The sequence below is a fragment of the Brevibacillus sp. LEMMJ03 genome (genome assembly GCF_007197875.1).
Taxonomy (GTDB): domain Bacteria; phylum Bacillota; class Bacilli; order Brevibacillales; family Brevibacillaceae; genus Brevibacillus; species Brevibacillus thermoruber.
In genome coordinates this window covers 204,212-223,782 of the sequence record NZ_VKJN01000006.1, presented here as the reverse complement: position 1 = coordinate 223,782, position 19,571 = coordinate 204,212, and the positions used below count along the sequence as shown (strand labels likewise).

Sequence of the window (19,571 nt, the reverse complement as noted above, 5' to 3'; positions counted from 1 at the left end):
ACCGCTGTGTCATCTGACACCGAACCGTCCGAAGCGGGCACGTTTGGCGGCGTCCCCCATTTCTTCACCACCATCGCGACGCTTGTGGCACCGACCCTGACCGGCGTCCTCGTGAACGGATACGGGTATTCCGCCATGTTCGTGGCGCCGACGGTGGCGGCGTTCGGCGGCATCCCGGCGATGGTCGCTGGCAAACCGGGACGCCGGGTGAAAAAATCTGTGGAGGTAAAGGAAATGAATCTGCTCACGTTATCCCGTTCCATCCGGGAAAAGAAGATGTCTCCCGTGGAAGCGGTGCAGCAGACCTTGCAAAGGATCGAGAAGGAGAATCCGGTCTGCAATGCGTATATCACCGTCTGCGCCGAGGAGGCGATGGCCGCGGCCGTCCAGGCGGAACAGGAAATCATGGCGGGGAACAATCGGGGCCCTCTGCACGGCGTGCCGGTTGCCGTCAAGGATCTCATCTTTACCAAAGGCATCCGCACCACCATGGGCTCCAAGGTATACGAACGTTTCGTCCCCGACAGGGACGCGACCGTCGTGCGGAAATTGAAGCAGGCCGGCGCGATCGTCATCGGCAAGACCAATACCCATGAGTTTGCCTATGGGCCGATCGGCGACCGCTCCCACTTCGGCCCTACGCGCAATCCCTACAACCCGGAGAAGATCACGGGGGGCTCCAGCGGCGGTTCCGCGGCGGCCGTCGCCGCCCACCTGGCTGCTGCCGCACTGGGAACCGACACGGGCGGCTCCATCCGGATTCCCTCGGCTGCCTGCGGAATTGTCGGGATGAAACCGACGTTTGGCCTGGTCAGCAAGGCGGGGGTGTTTGACCTGGCCTATACGCTGGATCACGTCGGGCCGATGACGAAGACGGTCAAGGACAACGCGGTGCTGTTGAACGTGCTGGCGGGATACGATGAAGCCGACCCGCATTCCCTCCCGCAGGTCCGGGAAGACTACACGCGCTTTATCGGGGAGGGCGTGCGCGGCATCGTGATCGGGGTTCCCGAGGTGTATTACCGGCATGTGGACAAAGAGGTGGAGGCGGCGGTCCGGCGGGCGATCGACGTCTACCGCAGCCTGGGCGCGGAAGTGCGGGAGGTGGAGGTCCGCGGATTCGCAGCGCTGTCCGAAGCGCAGCGCATTACCATCCAGGCGGAAGCGTACGCGGTGCATGAACGGACCGTAGCCGAGCACGGGGCTGACCTGGACCCGGAAGTCCTTGAGCGCCTGCTGGCGAGCAGGGAGGTTCCCGGATACCGGTATGTGCAGGTGCAGCACCGCAGAAAGCAGCTTACCCGCCAATTCAACGAGGTGTTTGACGACGTGGATGCCCTGCTGACGCCGACCATTCCCATTTTGCAGACGGATATCAATCAGCGGGAAGTGGCGATCGGCGCGTACACGGAAGGCGTACGGCAGGCGCTGCTCCGGCTGACCGCGCCGACCAACTTTACCGGAAATCCGTGTTTGTCCGTCCCCTGCGGCTTCTCCGACAGCGGCCTGCCGATCGGCTTTCAACTGATCGGCAAACACGGTGACGAGGCACGGCTGTATCAGATCGGGCATGCCTATGAACAGGCCGTTTCGTAAAGGAGTCCCAGCCTGTCACGCTGCCGCACGCATGGCATTCAGGTTCGCCTGACGGACGGGACAGGAGGGCAGGGGACAGAAGATACCCACCAAGGAACAAACCGGGCAAAAACGAACACCGTTTGCTGGCGGTGTTCGTTTTTGTCCATGGGGCCGATGGTTGGGTGCGCGTTCACGCGAGGCCGGTCACCCGCCCGTGCTCATCGACGCGCAGAGCCTCCGCGGCCGGCTTTTTCGGCAGGCCGGGCATGGTCAGCAGGCTGCCGGTCAGCACGACGAGAAACCCGGCGCCAGCGGAAATGCGGATCTCGCTCACATGGATGGTAAAATCGGTCGGAGCGCCCAACCGGTCCGGCTGGTCGGTGAAGGAGTACGGCGTTTTGGCCATGCAGACGGGCAGGCGGGAGAGTCCCATCCCGTCCGCCTTCTCCAGCGTCTTGAGCGCTGCTCCGGAAAAGGTGACGGCGGAGCCGCGGTACAGCTTTTTGACGATGGTCTCGATTTTCTCCCGCGGGGAGAGTCGATCCTCGTACAGGAAGGCAAAGGAGGAGGGCTGTTCCGCCGCGCGAACGACCGCTTCGGCCAGTTCGATTCCGCCTTTGCCTCCCTCTTCCCAGACGGTGGAAAGGGCCGCGTCCACCCCGAGTTCCCGGCACATCGCCAAAACGGCGTCCAGCTCGGCGGGCGTGTCGGTGGCGAAGCGGTTGACGGCGACAACCGTCGGAACGCCGAAACGGCGCAGGTTTTCCACGTGCCGCTGCACGTTGGCAAATCCGTTTTTCAGCGCCGCCAGATTCTCCCGGTGCAGGTCGGCGGCGCCGATGCCCCCGTTGTACTTCAGGGCTTTGACCGTTATCACCAGGACGGCTGCGGACGGCGTCAGCCCGGCTGATCTGCACGTGATGTCAAAGAACTTTTCGGCCCCCAGATCGGCGCCGAAGCCCGCCTCCGTCACCACGTAATCGGCCAGCTTCAGCGCGAGCTTGGTGCCGATCACGCTGCTGCAGCCGTGGGCGATGTTGGCGAAGGGACCGCCGTGGACAATGACCGGCGTGCCTTCCGTCGTCTGCACCAGGTTGGGCTTGAGGGCGTCCTTCAGCAGCACGCACATCGCGTCCACCGCGTGGATGTCGCGCGGCGTGACCGGCTGGCCGTCCTGGTCGTAGCCGATGATGATCCGCCCCAGCCGCTCCCGCAGGTCGTCCATCTGTTCGCTCAGGCACAGGATGGCCATGATTTCCGACGCGGGCGTGATCAGGAAGCCGTCTTCCCGCAGCGGTCCGTTTCCGTCGCCCAGGCCGACCACGATCTGGCGGAGCGCCCGGTCGTTCATGTCCATCGCTCGTTTCCACACGATTTTCTTCGGATCGATCCGCCGGGCATTGCCGTGGTAGAGGTGATTGTCAATCATCGCGGCCAGCAGGTTGTGGGCCGCCGTAATCGCGTGCAGATCGCCCGTAAAGTGCAGGTTGATCTCGTCGGCTGGGAGGATTTCCGCTTTTCCGCTGCCGGTCGCGCCTCCCTTCATGCCCAGGCACGGTCCCAGGGAAGGCTCCCGCAGCGCGGCAAACGTCTTTTTCCCGATGCGGTTCAGCGCCTGGGACAGCCCGATGGTCGTCAAGGTCTTGCCCGCCCCCGCCGGATTGGGATTCATGGCGGTGACCAGCACCAGCTTGCCGTCCGGACGTTCCGCAACCTTTTCCCACAGGTCGCGGGACAGCTTTGCCTTGTATTTTCCGTACAGCTCCAGATCTTCTTCTGCAATGCCCGCCTGTCTGGCTACGTCGGTGATCAGTTTCATGGCCGGATGCCTCCATCCCGTTTTCGTATTTTTTTTCTTCTTTTTACTATGTTCACCAGGCTGTCCACATGTCCTTGAGGGGCACGCGAAAAGAATGGGGCGGCGAGGCGGGGAGAAGCGGCGGTGAGCATGGAAAGCGGCCGGACGGGCACGAAAAAAGCACCCGCGGTTCTGCCGTATGGCAGCATCACGGGTGCTTTTGTGCGAAAAGCGGATGGGGACGTGCCTAGCTCATCGGCTTCTTCGGCACAAATTGAAAGATTTCGTGTGTTTCGAACGAGTCGATCAAGCGGGAGAGCCAGTCGTAGTATTCCAAGCCGTTTTCGATGCGGTGAATGCTTGTTTGCACGCGTTCTCTCAGCTCATCCGACAGCTCTTCGCTTTGGAGAAGGGCGCGCAGCTCCTGCAGCGATTTTTTCATCGCGTGCACGTTGTACTCGGCGGCGCTTCTCCAACGGAGCGAGAACAAGTCAATGAAATTCTGGTACCAGTCGAGGTTTACCTCGTAGTGGTCCTTTCGTGCTCCTTTTTTCCAGATTTTTTCCACCATTTTCAATTCCATCAGGGTTCGCACGCCGGTGCTCATGCTCGTCTTGCTCATGCCCAGCGCTTCGCCCATTTCATCGAGGGTCATCGGCTTGTCTTGAAACAGCAGGGTTCCGTACAGCAACCCCGTGGACATGGTGATTCCGTACAGATCCATGTTCTTGGCGAGAGCTTCGATCACCCGTTCCTGAGCCCGTTGAAGGATTTCTTCATGTTTGGCATCCATAGCAAACCAAGCAGCTCCTCTATCCGTTTTACCTGATTCGAATTGTACTAAGGAAACCATCAGAAGTAAATGATCATATCATACAGTATATACGAGATATTCTTAGCATGAAGTTAAAAAAGTACGTAAAGTTTTTTCTGAACGCCAAATATTCGTAAATATCGCTGATTACCAAATTTGTGGGAACCATCCTCCTTCGATACAATGAGAGGGAGCGATTGCGTCCGTACAAAACGTTGGAGGTGACGTTATGCCGAAAATCAAGGTGGAAAATCTCACGAAAATCTTTGGACGTCAGCCTCATCGCGCGTTTGACTACCTGAAGCAGGGACGGTCCAAGCAGGACATCTTCAAGGAAACGGGCCTGACCGTGGGGGTCAATCAGGTCAGCTTTGAGGTGGAGGCGGGAGAGATTTTTGTCATCATGGGTCTGTCCGGCAGCGGCAAGTCGACCCTGGTGCGCCTGATCAACCGGCTGATCGAACCGACGGCCGGCCGCATCCTGATCGACGGGGAAGACATCGTCGGGATGAACGCCGAACAGCTTCAGCAGGTCCGGCGGAAAAAGCTGGGCATGGTTTTTCAGAAATTCGCCCTGTTTCCCCACCGAACGGTGCTGGAGAACGTGGAGTTTGGACTGGAAGTGCAGAATATTCCAAAAAAAGAGCGGGAAGAGAAGGCCAAAAACGCCTTGGCGCTGGTCGGCCTCAGCGGCTGGGAGAACAGCATGCCCGATCAGTTGAGCGGCGGGATGCAGCAGCGGGTCGGGCTGGCGAGAGCGCTGGCCAACGATCCGGACGTCCTCCTGATGGACGAAGCCTTCAGCGCCCTGGACCCGCTGATCCGCAAAGACATGCAGGATGAATTGCTGGAACTGCAAACGACCATGCAGAAAACGATCCTGTTTATTACCCACGATCTGGACGAAGCCTTGAAAATCGGGGATCGGATCGCGTTGATGAAAGACGGGGCGATCGTCCAGATCGGCACGCCGGAAGAGATTCTGACCAATCCGGCCAATGAGTACGTGGAGAAGTTCGTGGAAGACGTGGACCGCTCCAAAGTGCTGGCGGCGGAACACGTGATGAAGCGGGCGGAAACGATCACCCTCGACAAGGGGCCGCGGGTCGCCCTGCAGTTGATGAAAGACAGAGGCGTCTCCAGCCTGTACGTGGTGGACAAAAAGAAACGGCTGATCGGCGTGGTCAAGGCGGACGCGGTCAATGCCGCCTCGCGGGAAGCGAAGACGCTGGAAGACGTGATGGATCGCGAGGTGCCGACCGTCTCGGCCAATACGCTGTTGAACGAAATGTTCGACCTGGTGGCGTTTTCCGACATCCCCGTGGCCGTCACCGGCGAGCAGAACCGCCTGCTGGGTGTCGTCGTGAAAGGGGCGGTATTGGGCGGATTGGCCGGCAAGGTCAACCGGAAAACGCCGTCCGATGCTGAAGAAGAAAGGCAGGTGATGGCGGGTGAGTGAGCTGTTTCCGAAACTGCCGCTCGACCGCTGGGTGGAGCGGCTGGTCCAGTATCTGGATGAGCATTTCGGCCTGGTGTTTGACGTGATTTCGGCCGGCATCGGCAGCACGGTGGATCTGTTTTCGCTGATCTTTACCAGTCTGCCCGACTGGCTTTTGATCATCGGCTTCACGCTTCTGGCCTACAAGGTCGGACGGCTGCGCGTCGCCCTGTTTACGCTGGTCGGCCTGCTGCTGATCGCCAATCTGGGGTATTGGGAACATTCGATGGAAACGCTGGCGCTGGTGCTTACCGCCGGGTTGATTTCAATCGTGATCGGCGTGCCCGCCGGCATCTGGTGCGCCCGCAACGATTCGGTGCGCAACGTGGTCACGCCACTGCTCGACTTCATGCAGACCATGCCGGCCTTTGTCTACTTGATTCCGGCAATCTTTTTCTTCGGACTGGGCAAGGTGCCGGGCGTGATCGCGTCCGTTATCTTCGCGATGCCGCCGACGATTCGTCTGACCAATCTGGGCATTCGCCAGGTGCCGAAGGAATTGATCGAAGCCTCGGACGCGTTTGGCTCCACCTCCTGGCAAAAGCTGTTCAAGGTGCAGCTTCCGCTCGCCAAGACGACGATCATGGCGGGCGTCAACCAGAGCATCATGCTGGCGCTGTCCATGGTCGTGATCGCGTCCATGATCGGTGCCAAAGGGCTGGGAGCCGACGTCTACCGGGCGGTCACGCAGATCAATATCGGCGCCGGTTTCGAAGCGGGGCTGGCAATCGTGATCATGGCCATTTTGCTGGATCGCATCACCCAAAACATGGGGAAAAAGAAGAACGTGCAGGAGGGGTAATCATGAAAAAACGATGGGGCAAAGGATGGGCGGTTCTCCTCGGAATCAGCATGCTGATGGCCGGTTGTTCCGGCGTCTCGCCGTCGACGGAGCAGCCGTCGCAGAACGCCGGCGGCGAGAGTGTCGGCAAGCAGGTGGATTACAAGATCATCGGGATCGACCCCGGCGCCGGCCTGATGAAAGCGACGGAAAAGGCAATCGAGGAGTACGAGCTGAAGGACTGGGAGCTGGTGGAAGGCTCCAGCGCCGCGATGACGGCGGCGCTCAGCGAGGCGGTCAAAAACAAAAAGCCGATTATCGTGACCGGCTGGACACCGCACTGGATGTTTTCCAAATTTGACCTGAAGTATCTGGAAGACCCCAAAGGGGTATACGGGAAAGAGGAGCAGATTCACACGATCGTCCGCAAGGGACTGAAGGAAGAGCACCCGAGCGCGTATGCGTTCCTGGACAACTTCACCTGGACGCCGAGCGATATGGAAAAAGTGATGCTGGCCATCGCCGACGGCAAAAAGCCGGAGGAAGCAGCGGCGGAATGGGTGAACAACAACCAGGAGATCGTCAATAAATGGGTGCAGGGCATCAAGCCGGGCAGCGGCGAAACCATTACCCTGGCCTACGTCGCCTGGGATTCCGAGATCGCCAGCACCCACGTGGTGAAAAAGGTGCTGGAAGAGAAGCTGAACTACAAGGTAGAGCTGAACCAGGTGGAGGCGGGGCCGATGTGGGCCGGCGTGGCCAACGGCGACGTGGACGGCATGGTGGCAGCCTGGCTGCCGACGACGCATGCGGATTACTACGAGAAACTGGGCAAGGACATCGAAGACCTCGGCCCCAATCTGAACGGCACGAAGATCGGCCTGGTGGTGCCGAGCTACATGGACATCACATCGATCGAAGACCTGAAGAAGTAAGAAAGAGTCGGGACGCCGCGATTGCGCGGCGTCCTTGTTTTTGCCCTGGTTTGCGCTCGGCGAGTGGGATATGATGAGAGAAACCGTTCGATTGCTTGGCTGGCCAGTCGGACGGCACTCGCCGCAAAGGAGGAACGATCATGACGGTAGAGCGGGAAACACGAGCGGTCGCCCTGGTCACGGGAGCCTCCAGCGGGTTTGGGCTGCACACGAGTGTGGCCTTGGCGCAGGCGGGGTTTCGTGTCGTCGCCGCGATGCGCAGCCCTGAGAAGCGGCATGACCTGCTGCAGACGGCCGAGACCGCCGGAGTGCGGGAGAGAATCGACGTGCGGCGGATGGATGTCACCGACCATGCGGGCATTGTCCAAACCGTCGAGGAGATCGCCGCGGCGTACGGCCGGATCGACGTGCTGGTCAACAATGCCGGATTTGCCGCCGGGGGAGTCGTCGAGGAAGTGGAAGGAGACACGTGGCGTGCGCAGATGGAGACCAACTTCTTCGGGACAGTCGCCGTCACCCGGGCCGTCCTGCCGCACATGAGGAGACAGCGGCGGGGAAAAATCATCAACATGAGCAGCGTCAGCGGGAGGACAGCGTTCCCGGGGTACGCCCCCTACGCCGCCTCCAAGTTTGCCGTCGAGGGGTTTACCGAAGCGCTGCGGCTTGAGGTCCTGCCGTTTGGCATCCACGCCGTCCTGATCGAACCGGGGGCGTACAAGACGGAGATTTGGCGCAAAGGGTTTGCGACCATCCGCATGCGGGAGAACTCCCCCTATCAGCCCATGCTGGAAGCCGTTCTGCGCATGTCCAGAAGGACGGCGGAAACGGCCCCGCCTCCCCAGGAAGTGGCGGCGGCGGTGGTGAAAGCGGCGCTCGCTCCCGCGCCCCGTCTGCGTTATCCCCTGGGACGGGGAACGGCGGCGATGAGCCTGCTCAGGAGCCTGCTGCCCTGGAAATGGTACGAGCGGATCGTGTTGTGGGCGCTCCATCGGTGAGCGGAGGCAGCCTCCAGCCGGACCGCTGGAGCGGACGAGGTCTTTGACCGCGGCAGCGGCGGTCACATCGGGCTGTGTAGAAGCAGCCCGGAGGAGTATCGTTATGGAGGAGACGGCGGGACATGCCGCTCTCCCGGCCGCCGCCTGTTCACACATGCCGACGCCCCCTGCGGGCGTTTTTTTGTGCAAAACAACCGGGCAAAAAGAACCATTTTTGAGGGAAAGCAATTTTTTCTGGTCAAAAAGTCTTGTTTTATGGAATTTTATTACATATTATGGTTCATTGTGGTAAAATGGTGTGGTTCGTTTTACAGAATAGAAAAGGGAGAATTGTATGAAAACGGGTAGTGGACTTCATTTGTTTCTCGTCCTGATCATGATGTTTGGCGTCATCCCGACGGCAGGAGCGGAAGAGCAGCAGCCGCAGGTCAACTGGATTGAAGGCGGCAGGTCCGTCGAGATCGGCGACGGATTGGCAACGCTGGATCTGGCCGAAGATCACGTGTACCTGAACAAGGAAGACACGGCCAAACTGAAGGAGCAAGCCGGTGCCGCCCCGTCCCCCCGGGAGATCGGCAGCATTTTTCCGACGAACGAAAACGAGGACTGGATGGTCATCGTGGAATACGAGGAAGTGGGGTACATCAAGGACGAAGAAAAGAACGACATCGACGCGGACGAAATCCTGAACAGCTACAAGGAGGGAACGGAAGAGGCCAACAAGGACCGGAAACCGGAAGAGCAGATTCACGTTGTCGGCTGGGACGTGAAGCCGTTTTACGACGAAAAGACCCACAAGCTGGAATGGTCCATGCTCGGGGAAGACGCGCAAAAACATCCGCTGATCAACTACAACGTGCAGCTTCTGACGAGAAAGGGCTACGTCTCGTTCGTCCTGATTACGGACCAGGCCAACCTGCCGCAGGACAAGAACATCCTGCATGAAAAAATTCTCGCCAACTTCAAAATAAAAGAAGGCAACCGTTACGAGGACTTCAACGAGGCGACGGACAACGTGGCGGAATACGGTTTGACCGGCCTGGTCCTGGGCGGTCTGGGTCTCGCCGTGGCGAAAAAAACGGGCTTCCTGCTCCTGCTGGCGGGACTCCTGAAAAAAGGATGGGTGCTGATTATGGTTCTGTTCGGCGCGATTGCCGCGTTTTTCAAAAAGCGGTTTGGACGGAAAACGGCAGCGCCAGAGAGCGGGCCGGTTGATCAACCGGCCGCGGAACAGCCGGACGCGGAAGAAGCGCCCAAGGAACAGACCCCGCCGGGGCAAGCGCCGCCGGCACTGTAACGGCACCGGTTCACGATGGCTGAAACAGAGGCACCGCTGGGAAAAGCGGTGCCTTTGTCGTGGGGAAGGGGATTAGTTGCCCCGGATTGCGGCGGCGTCTTTGAGCAGCCGGACGAATTCGAGCTGCTCCTTGCCTGCTGCGGTGGCTTCGGCCAGTTCCCGAACAGCGGCGAGCGAGCTGTCCTTGGCCCAGTAACTGCCGCGCAGAATTTCCGCACATTCGGCGACGGGGCACCAGCTGAAGCGTGATGATATGGCCTGTCAGCGGCAGGTGAAGAAAAAGCGGAAAGAGATGGAGCGTTAGGGTTTTTCTTGGGCTGCTCCTAAGTTAGTCTTGTCTAATATAACAATCCCCCGCACAGCTACATGTGGAGGGGGATTGTTATGTAGGGAGAGTTACCTATTGGTCTTCTCTTAGTCTAAGGCTTATGTTTCAGTGAATGTCATATTAGAAATCGTCAGGATCAGCCCACTCAAAGTCTTCTTCGGTTAGATCAGTTCTTTTATTCAGCTCACTCATAAAATAGTTGACGGTATCTTCTAGAGCTTCTTCTACGCTTTTTCCAGAACCCGCAGCAAACTCAGGGGCTCCATCTAGTGGGCTCTTTAGTCCAAGATTTGTTACCCCTGTAAATCGACCATTTTGATCCTCATACACCCTTACTCTGAAATTGGTCGAAGGGATTCGGCCAATTTCATAAACCAGAAACTCACCTACACACTTTTGTATCTTCGCTACACCATCTATTTTGATATTTTTCCAGTCTGACAAAAGTATCCCTCCAAATTACGTTGTTCCAAAAGAGACTATTCGACCATCTGGAGCCAGGTCAATGTATCTGCCATTTTTTCGATACCTCTTTACACCATCTACCGGTCCAGATACAGGTGTTGGTTTTACACCTTTTTTTGCAGTTTGAGCAAATGCTATTGCTTTCCGCAGATACTGTGCAGCATCTGTTGCCCCAACTTCTTTCGCATGTTTTTCGTAGTGGTAATTAATCGATTCAATTATAGAATCAAAGCCACCCTCATGCCACTTATACACGTCATCATTGTTTAACAAACCAAGTTTAATAAACAAAGCAAGCTCATAAGCATCATCGCCGTCGCCTTTCATTTTCAGCTCTACACGATTGTGTTTCTTTTGGCTGTCGATATAGCTTTCTGTCTGTTTCTCAACAGTTTTTGCCGATGCGCTTGGCAATATAGATCCAAACAATAACACTAGTGCGAACAGACTGGAAAGGATTTTCTTTAAAAATTTCACGAAATTCACTCCTTATCTAATTTTTCCCAAAAGATATACATATATTAACATTAGTGGGATTGATGATCAATAAAAATTTACAAGAGGTAAATATTTTTTAAAACTCCCTTACTGACAACAGCATGAACATACAGCTCGGCTGTTCCAAAACGTCTATATGATTGGCCTGCAATGTAACGCTTTGACATGATCGGTACAGGGGTGAACGCGAAAGATTTGGTTTGAAAAGCAAGCCGATAGTAACGGAAGCCGGTCCGTATTTGTCGGCGGATTCCCCTCCCGCGTCCATCGCATGGAGTGAATTTCCCGCGAGCCATTTACTTGTCGAACGTACATTCGTAGAATAGGGGAAGAAGGTGGTGTTCGACGTGAAAATCAAGCTGGACATGGCGCACGTGCTGGAACGGTTACGCCAGGACGAGCGCTTTGCGCGAAACATCGTGCATTGGAAAACCATCGAACCCCGCGAGGCGCAAACGGTTCCCTTTCCCCCTGACCTGGACGGGCGGATTCGGGAAACGCTGGCCAAACGGGGGATTTCCTCGCTGTACACCCATCAGGCGACGGCTTTTCGCCACGTGCGGGACGGGAAGCACATCGTGGCGGTGACGCCCACCGCTTCCGGCAAGAGCATGTGCTACCACCTGCCGGTGATGCAGGCGCTTGCGGAAGACCCAGAGGCGCGGGCGCTGTACCTGTTTCCCACGAAGGCGCTGGCCCAGGACCAGAAAAGCGAGCTGCACGAGCTGATCAACGAATCGGGCCTGCCGATCAAGTCGGAAACCTACGACGGGGATACGCCCGCCCAAATCCGACAGACGATCCGCAAGGCCGGCAACATCGTGATCACCAACCCGGACATGCTGCATGCGGCCATCCTGCCCCATCACACCAAATGGGTCTCCTTTTTTGAACACCTGCGATACGTCGTCATCGACGAACTGCATACATACAGGGGCGTGTTCGGCAGCCACGTGGCCAACGTCATCCGCCGGCTGAAGCGGATCTGCGCGTTTTACGGCAGCCGTCCGCAGTTCATCTGCACGTCGGCCACCATCGCCAACCCGCGGGAACTGGCGGAGCAGTTGACGGAAGAGCCGATGGTGCTGGTGGACAACAACGGCGCGCCCACCGGAAAAAAACATTTCCTGTTCTACAATCCGCCCGTCGTCAACCGGCAGTTGAACATCCGGCGCAGCGCCACGCTGGAAGCCCGGGACATCACGGAACTGTTTCTGTCCAACGGGATTCAGACGATTTTGTTCGCGCGCAGCCGGGTGCGGGTGGAGATTCTGCTCAAGTATCTGCAGGAGCTGGTCAAACGGAAGCTGGGGCCCAAGACGATCCAGGGCTATCGCGGCGGCTATCTGCCCAGCCAGCGGCGGGCGATCGAAAAGGGGCTGCGCCAGGGAGAGATCATGGGCGTGGTCAGCACCAACGCGCTGGAGTTGGGCGTCGACATCGGCCAGCTCCAGGCGTGCGTGATCACCGGCTATCCCGGTTCGGTCGCCAGTACCTGGCAGCAGGCGGGCCGGGCCGGGAGGCGGCAGGGGGAGTCGGTCGTCGTCCTGGTCGGCAGCTCCACGCCGCTGGACCAGTACGTGATTCAGCATCCCGAGTACTTTTTTGAACGCAGCCCGGAGTCGGCCCGGATCAACCCGGACAACCTGATCATCCTCGTCGACCACATCAAATGCGCCGCCTACGAGCTGCCCTTTTCCGCAGGGGACCGCTTCGGCCGGGCGGAGATCACGGAAATCCTGGAGTTTCTGACGGAAGAGCAGATTCTGCACCACGCCAAAGGCAAGTGGTTCTGGATGAACGACTCGTTTCCGGCGCACAACATCAGCCTGCGTTCGGCTTCCCAGGAAAACGTGGTGATCATCGACATCAGCGAGCGGGGCAACGAAAAGGTGATCGGGGAGATGGACCGCTTCAGCTCGCTGACGCTCCTGCACGACGAAGCGATTTACCTGCACCAGGGAGTTCAGTATCAGGTGGAGAAGCTGGACTACGAAGAGAAGAAAGCGTACGTGCGGGAAGTGCAGGTGGATTACTACACGGACGCCAACCTGGCCGTCCAGCTCAAGGTGCTGGAGCAGGACCAGTCCCGCCGCGGGCCGCGGATCGAATACGCCTACGGGGAAGTGTCGGTCCACGCCATGGCGACCATTTTCAAGAAAATCAAGTTTGAGACCCATGAAAACATCGGCTCCGGTCCGATCCACCTGCCCGAGGAAGAACTGCACACCAACGCGGCCTGGATCGGATTTTCGGAAGCGCTGCTGGAGGAGGTGGGGACAAGCGAGGTGGAGCGCGGATTGGTGGGGGTGGCTCACGTGCTGCAGCACGTCGCGCCCCTGTTCGTGATGTGCGATCCGCTCGATCTGCACGTGATTCCGCAGCGCAAGGCCGTACACTCCGGCCAGCCCACCATCTTCCTGTACGACCGCTATCCGGGCGGCATCGGATTGAGCGAGCAGGTGTACGAGCAGATGGAGACGATCCTGGCCCGGGCGGAGGAGCTGATCTGCTCCTGCCCGTGCGAGTCTGGCTGCCCGTCCTGCGTCGGCGCGGCGGAAGAAGGAGGCGGCAAGGAACTGGCGCTCTCCTTGCTGCGGGTCGCCCAGGGGGGAAGCCTGCATGTCTCTTAAAGCGAAGCTGAACCGCCTCAAACCGCATCTCACCCGGGAAGCGCCCAAGCAGCCGGACGGGGACGGGGCACCCGGCGGGGCTGCGGGTTCGCCGGCGGCCTCCGACACGGCGCCGCTTCCGGACATCCCGTACCGGGAAAAGTGGGTCGGCCTGCAGGCCAAACCGTACGTGCTCGACGGCGAGTACGTGATGGTGCGGGAGGTCCGCTACCCGGTCACCGCGCGGCATGGGGCCTACACGTTTGCCCAACTGTACGAGACGATCGACGCCTGGGAGCAGGCGGGCATCCGCCATCCGCTGTCGGCGGCGGGCAAAACGGCGGAGGACCTGCTGTTTTTTGACACGGAGACAACCGGTCTGCACGGCGGGGCGGGCAATGCCGTCTTTTTGCTGGGGCACAGCCGCTTCGAGGGAGACTGCGTCGTCGTCCGCCAGCACTTTTTGACCGCCCCTCACGCGGAGGCGGCCCTCTACCACTCGTTTCTGGAAGCGGCGCGGACGGCGACCGATCTGGTCACGTACAACGGCAAGTCGTTTGACTGGCCGCAGGTCAAGACGCGGCATACGCTGCTGCGCGACCTGGTTCCCCGGCTGCCGTCGTTCGGCCACTACGACCTGCTGCACGGGGCGAGGAGGCTGTGGCGGGAGGACCTGGAGTCCTGCCGGCTGTCGCTGATCGAGCGGGAGAAGCTGGGCGTCCAGCGGGAGAACGACATTCCCGGCTATCTGGCGCCGATCCGGTACTTTGACTACCTCACGGACAAGGACCCGGATACGATCAAGGGCGTGCTCGCCCACAACGAGACGGACGTGCTCTCCCTGATCACGCTGTACATCCGCCTCTCCTCCCTGCTGCTCGCCTGGGACAGGGAAGACGTCTCCGCCGAGGAGCGGTTCAACATCGCCCGCTGGTATGAAGCGTTGGGCGACGGCGAGAGCGCCCTCCGCGCCTACCGATCGGTCACGGAAAGCGGTCATCCGCTGGGCGTGAAGGCGGCCATCGCGATGGGCCACTGCTACAAGCGGCAGAAAGACTGGAAACAGGCAATGCGGCTGTGGGAAGAAGTCGTCCGGTCGGGCACCTACGTGCCGGAAGAAGTGTATGTCGAGCTGGCCAAAATCTACGAGCATCACGTCAAAGACTATGAACAGGCGCTTCACTGCACGCTGCGGGCGTTTGACCTGTGGAAGAAAAAAAGCGGCCTGCTGCGCCGCAAGTCCAAGGCGGAGGAAGCGGCCTACCGCAAGCGGATCGAACGGCTGGAGCAGCGGTTGGAACAGCATGCGTAACGGAAACAATGAGGGGACAGGACCAGATCATTCCTGTTCCCTTTTTTGTTGACCCTCACGCTGCGTCAGCCATTATGATCGAGGTGGAGGTGATGACGTGCCGTACAAGGTGAAGGAAGTGGCCGAACTGGTGGGCGTGAGCGTACGGACACTCCATTACTACGACCAGATCGGGCTGCTGAAACCGGCGTCGATTACCCCGGCCGGATATCGGCTGTACACCGACAAGGATCTGGAGAGATTGCAGCAGATTTTGTTTTTCAAAGAGATAGGCTTTCCCCTGCAGGACATCAAGCAGATTTTGGACAGTCCCGGATTTGACCGTGCGCAGGCGTTGAGAGCCCACAAGCAGTTGCTGCTGGAAAAAAAGAAACGGCTGGAAGAGATCATCCGCACCGTGGACAAAACCCTCTCTTCCATTGAAGGAGGAATCGAAATGGACAAACAGGACATGTTTGGCGGTTTTGACATGACAGCGATCAAGGAACACCAGGAGAAATACGCGGCGGAGGCCAGAGAGAAGTACGGCAAAGCGATCGTCGACGAGACGGAAAAACGGACGAACGCCTACACCGAGAGCGACTGGGCGCGCATCATGGGGGAATGGGAAGCCATTACCCGCAAGATCGTCGGCGCCATGGAAAACGGCCCCGCCGATCCGCACGTTCAGGAAGGCGTCGCGGAGCTAAGGCAGCACATCACCCGCTACTACTACGAGTGTACGCCGGAGATTTTCAGGGGGCTGGGCGAGCTGTACGTGGCCGACGAACGCTTTACGGCCACGTTCGACAAGTACCGGGAAGGGCTGGCCGCCTTTTTGCGGGAAGCGATCCATCTCTACTGCGACCACCTGCAAACGAATTGACGGAAACGAGGTTGGGGATGCCCAACCTCGTTTTGCGTCGGCTAGACGTGTTTCTTTACGTGCTTCGCCCGGTACTCGTCTTCCAGGATGCTCATGATGATCGAGTCGTGATACTGGTGGTTGTAGTACAGGGCCTCGCGCTGCACGCCCTCCCGCTGAAAGCCGAGCTTTTCATAGGCGCGAATGGCCCGCGCGTTGTAGGAGAAGACGTTCAGCTCAATCCGGTGCAGGTTCAAAATCCCGAATCCGTAGTCGAGCAGAAGGCGCATGGCTTCCGTGCCAAGCCCCCGGCCCTGGTGTTCCTGTGAGGTGATGGCGATGCGGATATTGGCATTGCGGTTCATGCCGTCGATGTTCTGCAGGGCGATGTCGCCGATCACCTCGTCCGTTTCCCGCAAGGCGATCAACAGCAAAAGAGACGACGGGTCCTGCGTCTTTCCTTCGATGTATCGGGAAATCTGTTCACGGGTAAAGCTTTTCTGCGTGCCGGTCAGTCTCCTCACCTCGGGGTGAAACAGCATCCGGAAATAGAGATCGGTGTCGTCAAGGCCGATGGGACGCAAGTACACCCGGTCTCCCTCGAGAAACCGCACGGGTGCAGCGGGGTTGTCCTGATTGTGCATGGGAATCCTCCTGTTTTTCTCCTAACAATAGCAAAATTGTGCATGTTTGAAAATGTGTGGTTTTGGAAAGGATTGACACGCCGCTCGCATTCCTCTATACTGCAGATGTGAGGAAAATATAAAAAACAAATTATTTTCCTTCGTTTCTACGTAAAAGGAGTGGGATGCCCATGCAGGAACGCATTGTTCAGGCGGCGATCGAGGAAATCCAGTCCAAAGGCCTCAAATTTACGATGGCGGATCTCGCGCGCCGTGCGGGTATCAGCACGAAGACGCTGTACGGCCATTTTCCGTCCAAGGAAGAACTGATTCGTCACCTGATCGAACAGGGAAACCGGGACGTGCGGGACGGCATGGAGGCCATCGTGAACCGGCAGGATCTGGATGTGACGGAGAAGCTGCGCCGGCTGCTGGCCTACGTGCCGAGCGGGTTTGGCGGCACCGACCTGCGGTTGTGGTACGAGTTGAAGCGGTATTATCCCGCCCAGTGGGCACTCGTCGACAAGTGCTTTCAGGAAGAGTGGGACCAGGTCCGGGCCGTGTTGGAAGAAGGGATGCGCCAAGGCGTGTTTCGCAGGGTGAACGCAGACATCCTGATTCAGATGTATGTGGGCGCCTGGGAGCAGATGATCAACCGGCAGGCCTCGTCCCGAGACAGGATGACCATTCACGAGGCGCTGGACGCGGTGATCGACATTTTGCTGGACGGAGTGGTCAGCGCCCGGAAACGTCAGGAGGAGAGCGTATGAGCTGGCTGTATCTAAGTTTGGCCATCTGTTTCGAGGTGGCGGGAACCACGTTCATGAAGCTGTCGAACGGGCTCAGCCGGCCTGTTTTCACCGTGTTGATGTTCGTGTTTTACGTCATCAGCTTTTCGTCTTTAAGCATGGCGCTCAAACAGCTCGAGGTGGGCACGGCATACGCGATCTGGTCGGGAGTGGGGACGGCGGCGATTGCCGTCATCGGCTTTCTGTTTTTCAAGGACGTGCTCACCGTGCAAAAAATCATCGCCATCGTGCTCATCATCGTCGGCTGCGTGATGCTGAACCTGAGCGGCGATGCGCACGGGGGAAGCGCTTCGGCCGGGCCGGAAAGCGGCGTCGCGGTGGAGAACGAGGCCAGATGAAGCGGCTGAAAGGGTTTTTTTGGGCGACTGATCTCGGCTTTCTTCTCTACTGGATCGTCAGCTTTCTCGGACGTATCCCGATCGAGTATCGGTACCAGGACTACACCGACGCCAATCTGGTGGCGTGGAATCTCTCGTTTTTCCCGCTCGATCTGCTCATCTCGATCACCGGATTTGCCAGTCTGTACGCGTACCACAGGAAAAACGGCTGCTGGCGGCCGTTGGCGCTGATCTCGCTGGTGCTGACCTTCTGCTCCGGTCTGCAGGCGATCACCTTTTGGCTGTTGAAAGGGGATTTCGACCCAATCTGGTGGATTCCCAACCTGTACTTGCTGATCTATCCGTTGTGCTTTCTGCCCCGTTTTCTTCGGGAGGAGACAGTCGTATCGGCTGCGGCCAAGTCTGACCATACCCCGTGACGGCAGCGTAAGCGAGTCGACTGCCCCGGCTTTTCCCCCAAACGGTCTTTTTGAGCCTCCGGCACCGCTGCAAGGCGGTGTCTTTTTTGCTGCCGTTCGCTAGCCCAGCACCTTCTTCATCCGCCGGACGCCTTCCGCGATGTCCGCTTCCGTCAGATTGCCGTATCCCAGAATGATCTTGTCGTGGTGCCTGCCCTTGACGATGGCGTGCGCTTCCACCGGGTAGACCCGGACCCCGGCGGTTTGGAGGGAGGTCAGCAGTTCCGGCGTAAACGATGTGCCTCGAAAGGCGGCCACGATGTGCAGGCCGGTGGACGAGCCCAGGGTGCTCACCTGTTCGGGAAAGTGGGCATAAAGGGCGTCGCACAGGGCCTGGCGGCGTTTTTTGTACACCTTTTTGACGCGGTTGATCGTTTTCTCCAGGTGGCCTTCTTCCACAAACAGTCCGAGCGCCAACTGATCGAGCGACGGCGTGTGCAGATCGGTGTACCATTTGGCCTCCTGATACCGCTCCACCAGTGCGGGAGGAAGCACCAGGTAGCCCATCCGCAGGGCGGGCGAGAGGATTTTGCTGAACGAACCGACGTAGATCACCCGCTCCTCGGCCAGCCCCTGCAGGGCGTTGATCGGCGGGCTGTCGTAGCGGAACTCGCTGTCGTAATCGTCCTCCACGATGTAGCAGTCGTTGTCCCGCGCGTAACGGATCAACTGAATCCGCCTCTGAATCGGCAGGGTGCCGCCCAGCGGAAACTGATGGGAGGGCGTCACCAGCACGAAGCGGGGAAATTTGCCGGAGGGAAGGCAGTCGGTCATCATGCCCTGTTCGTCCACGGGGATCGGGTGCAGGACAGCCCCCGCCGAGGAAAAAATCGTCTGGATGTCGAGGGTGATCGGGTCCTCCAGCAGGACGGAGCAGCCGGGAGAGAGAAGCACCTTGGCAATCAGGGACAGCGCCTGGGTCGCTCCCGACGTGATGACGATCTGTTCCGGCCGGCACTGGACGCCGCGTGTGCGGTACAGGTAACGGCTGAGAATGCGGCGCAGTTCCGCCCGTCCCTCGGGCCGGCCGTAACCCAGGGCGGAGAGCGGCGCTTCCCGACAGGCGCGCTGGACGACTTTGGCCCAAACGTCGCGCGGAAAGTGGTCCAGCGCCGGGACGCCGGAACGAAAGTCGATCACGCCATCATCGCTGTCGCGGTCAATCGCCGTCCATGCACGTTCGCTCCCCGCGGCATCCGCGGCGGGGGCGTCGAGGCGGATGCCGGGGGCCACAAAATGGCCGGAGCCGCGCCTGCTTTCCAGATAGCCTTCCGCCAACAGCAGGTCGTACGCCTCCAGGACGACGTTGCGGGAAATGCGCAACTCTTCTGACAGCTTGCGGGTGGACGGCAGCTTGTCGCCGGCAGAAAGTTCTCCCCGCAGGATTTTGGCCCGGATGTCCGTGTACACCTGCTGAAACAACGGGACCGGTTTGGAACGGTCGAGAGAAATCCACAGCAAGAGAAGACACCTCCTTTTTTCGACGGGATCCGAACGCAAAACGCCCGCTGACCTCCTGATCCAGCGGGATTGCGTTCCGCGATAGAACAATCAGCTTTGCCATATCGAAAGTGGTCCTGTCCGCATC

The 19,571-nt window shown here is 58.9% G+C and carries 18 protein-coding genes; 12 read left to right on the top strand and 6 right to left on the bottom strand.

Going from position 1 to position 19,571, the window contains the following annotated elements; translation table 11 throughout:
* The first annotated feature begins 6 nt into the window (after positions 1–6).
* Entirely contained in the window at positions 7–1,596 is a 1,590-nt protein-coding gene (locus FOI68_RS10415; RefSeq protein WP_255433426.1) for an amidase, read from the top strand.
* Between the two features lie 172 nt (positions 1,597–1,768).
* Here the strand turns inward: FOI68_RS10415 and FOI68_RS10410 are convergent, their stop codons facing one another.
* Together FOI68_RS10410 and FOI68_RS10405 are read right to left on the bottom strand one after the other, a co-directional pair.
* Entirely contained in the window at positions 1,769–3,397 is a 1,629-nt protein-coding gene (locus tag FOI68_RS10410) for a formate--tetrahydrofolate ligase (protein WP_143863105.1), read from the bottom strand.
* Positions 3,398–3,623: 226 nt separating this feature from the next.
* Positions 3,624–4,169: a GbsR/MarR family transcriptional regulator gene (locus FOI68_RS10405; RefSeq protein WP_029098201.1), complete on the bottom strand. Its 546-nt coding sequence runs from the start codon at positions 4,167–4,169 to the stop codon at positions 3,624–3,626.
* A 250-nt stretch (positions 4,170–4,419) separates the two neighbouring features.
* Between FOI68_RS10405 and FOI68_RS10400 the strand changes: the two genes are divergently transcribed.
* The 5 genes from FOI68_RS10400 to FOI68_RS10380 all read left to right on the top strand — a co-directional run bounded on the left by FOI68_RS10400 (position 4,420) and on the right by FOI68_RS10380 (position 9,696).
* Entirely contained in the window at positions 4,420–5,649 is a 1,230-nt protein-coding gene (locus tag FOI68_RS10400; protein ID WP_029098202.1) for a quaternary amine ABC transporter ATP-binding protein, read from the top strand.
* The gene (locus tag FOI68_RS10395; protein WP_044899907.1) at positions 5,642–6,490 is read left to right on the top strand and encodes an ABC transporter permease; all 849 of its coding nucleotides are present in this window, start codon (positions 5,642–5,644) and stop codon (positions 6,488–6,490) included. The genes FOI68_RS10400 and FOI68_RS10395 overlap by 8 nt, the downstream gene beginning before the upstream one ends.
* Positions 6,491–6,492: 2 nt before the next feature.
* Entirely contained in the window at positions 6,493–7,404 is a 912-nt protein-coding gene (locus tag FOI68_RS10390; protein ID WP_029098204.1) for a glycine betaine ABC transporter substrate-binding protein, read from the top strand.
* 140 nt (positions 7,405–7,544) lie between these two features.
* Entirely contained in the window at positions 7,545–8,399 is an 855-nt protein-coding gene (locus tag FOI68_RS10385) for an SDR family oxidoreductase (RefSeq protein ID WP_143863104.1), read from the top strand.
* A gap of 334 nt (positions 8,400–8,733) precedes the next feature.
* The gene (locus FOI68_RS10380; RefSeq protein ID WP_143863103.1) at positions 8,734–9,696 is read left to right on the top strand and encodes a DUF2167 domain-containing protein; all 963 of its coding nucleotides are present in this window, start codon (positions 8,734–8,736) and stop codon (positions 9,694–9,696) included.
* A gap of 448 nt (positions 9,697–10,144) precedes the next feature.
* Here FOI68_RS10380 and FOI68_RS10375 read toward each other — a convergent pair whose 3' ends face one another.
* On the bottom strand, positions 10,145–10,468 hold the full coding sequence (locus FOI68_RS10375) for a hypothetical protein (protein ID WP_143863102.1): 324 nt from the start codon (positions 10,466–10,468) through the stop codon (positions 10,145–10,147).
* Between the two features lie 15 nt (positions 10,469–10,483).
* Positions 10,484–10,966, bottom strand: coding sequence for a hypothetical protein (locus tag FOI68_RS10370; RefSeq protein ID WP_143863100.1), 483 nt, complete (start codon positions 10,964–10,966; stop codon positions 10,484–10,486).
* Between the two features lie 386 nt (positions 10,967–11,352).
* Here FOI68_RS10370 and FOI68_RS10365 point away from each other — a divergent pair, with 386 nt between their 5' ends.
* From FOI68_RS10365 to FOI68_RS10355, 3 genes are all read left to right on the top strand, one after another.
* Entirely contained in the window at positions 11,353–13,620 is a 2,268-nt protein-coding gene (locus FOI68_RS10365) for a DEAD/DEAH box helicase (protein ID WP_200891539.1), read from the top strand.
* On the top strand, positions 13,610–14,911 hold the full coding sequence (locus tag FOI68_RS10360) for a ribonuclease H-like domain-containing protein (protein WP_143863099.1): 1,302 nt from the start codon (positions 13,610–13,612) through the stop codon (positions 14,909–14,911). The genes FOI68_RS10365 and FOI68_RS10360 overlap by 11 nt, the downstream gene beginning before the upstream one ends.
* Positions 14,912–15,008: 97 nt before the next feature.
* Complete coding sequence (locus FOI68_RS10355) at positions 15,009–15,776, top strand: MerR family transcriptional regulator (protein ID WP_143863097.1); 768 nt, start codon at positions 15,009–15,011, stop codon at positions 15,774–15,776.
* A 41-nt stretch (positions 15,777–15,817) separates the two neighbouring features.
* Here FOI68_RS10355 and FOI68_RS10350 read toward each other — a convergent pair whose 3' ends face one another.
* Entirely contained in the window at positions 15,818–16,399 is a 582-nt protein-coding gene (locus FOI68_RS10350) for a GNAT family N-acetyltransferase (protein WP_143863096.1), read from the bottom strand.
* 170 nt (positions 16,400–16,569) lie between these two features.
* Here FOI68_RS10350 and FOI68_RS10345 point away from each other — a divergent pair, with 170 nt between their 5' ends.
* From FOI68_RS10345 to FOI68_RS10335, 3 genes are read left to right on the top strand one after another with little or no spacing between them, the layout of a single operon-like run.
* Positions 16,570–17,148, top strand: coding sequence for a TetR/AcrR family transcriptional regulator (locus FOI68_RS10345; RefSeq protein WP_143863094.1), 579 nt, complete (start codon positions 16,570–16,572; stop codon positions 17,146–17,148).
* Complete coding sequence (locus tag FOI68_RS10340) at positions 17,145–17,525, top strand: DMT family transporter (RefSeq protein WP_029098211.1); 381 nt, start codon at positions 17,145–17,147, stop codon at positions 17,523–17,525. The genes FOI68_RS10345 and FOI68_RS10340 overlap by 4 nt, the downstream gene beginning before the upstream one ends.
* A complete protein-coding gene (locus FOI68_RS10335; protein ID WP_143863092.1) occupies positions 17,522–17,944 on the top strand; it encodes a YvaD family protein in 423 nt (140 codons plus the stop codon). The genes FOI68_RS10340 and FOI68_RS10335 overlap by 4 nt, the downstream gene beginning before the upstream one ends.
* Before the next feature lie 99 nt (positions 17,945–18,043).
* Here the strand turns inward: FOI68_RS10335 and pdxR are convergent, their stop codons facing one another.
* Positions 18,044–19,444, bottom strand: a complete 1,401-nt coding sequence (gene pdxR / locus FOI68_RS10330; protein ID WP_143863090.1) for a MocR-like pyridoxine biosynthesis transcription factor PdxR — start codon at positions 19,442–19,444, stop codon at positions 18,044–18,046.
* Positions 19,445–19,571: the final 127 nt, after the last annotated feature.

Coding starts and splice junctions, on each gene's coding strand:
- FOI68_RS10410 (WP_143863105.1), bottom strand. CDS start 3,397: ATGAAACTGATCACCGACGTAGCCAGACAGGCGGGCATTGCAGAAGAA.
- FOI68_RS10405 (WP_029098201.1), bottom strand. CDS start 4,169: ATGGATGCCAAACATGAAGAAATCCTTCAACGGGCTCAGGAACGGGTG.
- FOI68_RS10400 (WP_029098202.1), top strand. CDS start 4,420: ATGCCGAAAATCAAGGTGGAAAATCTCACGAAAATCTTTGGACGTCAG.
- FOI68_RS10390 (WP_029098204.1), top strand. CDS start 6,493: ATGAAAAAACGATGGGGCAAAGGATGGGCGGTTCTCCTCGGAATCAGC.
- FOI68_RS10385 (WP_143863104.1), top strand. CDS start 7,545: ATGACGGTAGAGCGGGAAACACGAGCGGTCGCCCTGGTCACGGGAGCC.
- FOI68_RS10380 (WP_143863103.1), top strand. CDS start 8,734: ATGAAAACGGGTAGTGGACTTCATTTGTTTCTCGTCCTGATCATGATG.
- FOI68_RS10365 (WP_200891539.1), top strand. CDS start 11,353: ATGGCGCACGTGCTGGAACGGTTACGCCAGGACGAGCGCTTTGCGCGA.
- FOI68_RS10360 (WP_143863099.1), top strand. CDS start 13,610: ATGTCTCTTAAAGCGAAGCTGAACCGCCTCAAACCGCATCTCACCCGG.
- FOI68_RS10350 (WP_143863096.1), bottom strand. CDS start 16,399: ATGCACAATCAGGACAACCCCGCTGCACCCGTGCGGTTTCTCGAGGGA.
- FOI68_RS10345 (WP_143863094.1), top strand. CDS start 16,570: ATGCAGGAACGCATTGTTCAGGCGGCGATCGAGGAAATCCAGTCCAAA.
- FOI68_RS10340 (WP_029098211.1), top strand. CDS start 17,145: ATGAGCTGGCTGTATCTAAGTTTGGCCATCTGTTTCGAGGTGGCGGGA.
- FOI68_RS10335 (WP_143863092.1), top strand. CDS start 17,522: ATGAAGCGGCTGAAAGGGTTTTTTTGGGCGACTGATCTCGGCTTTCTT.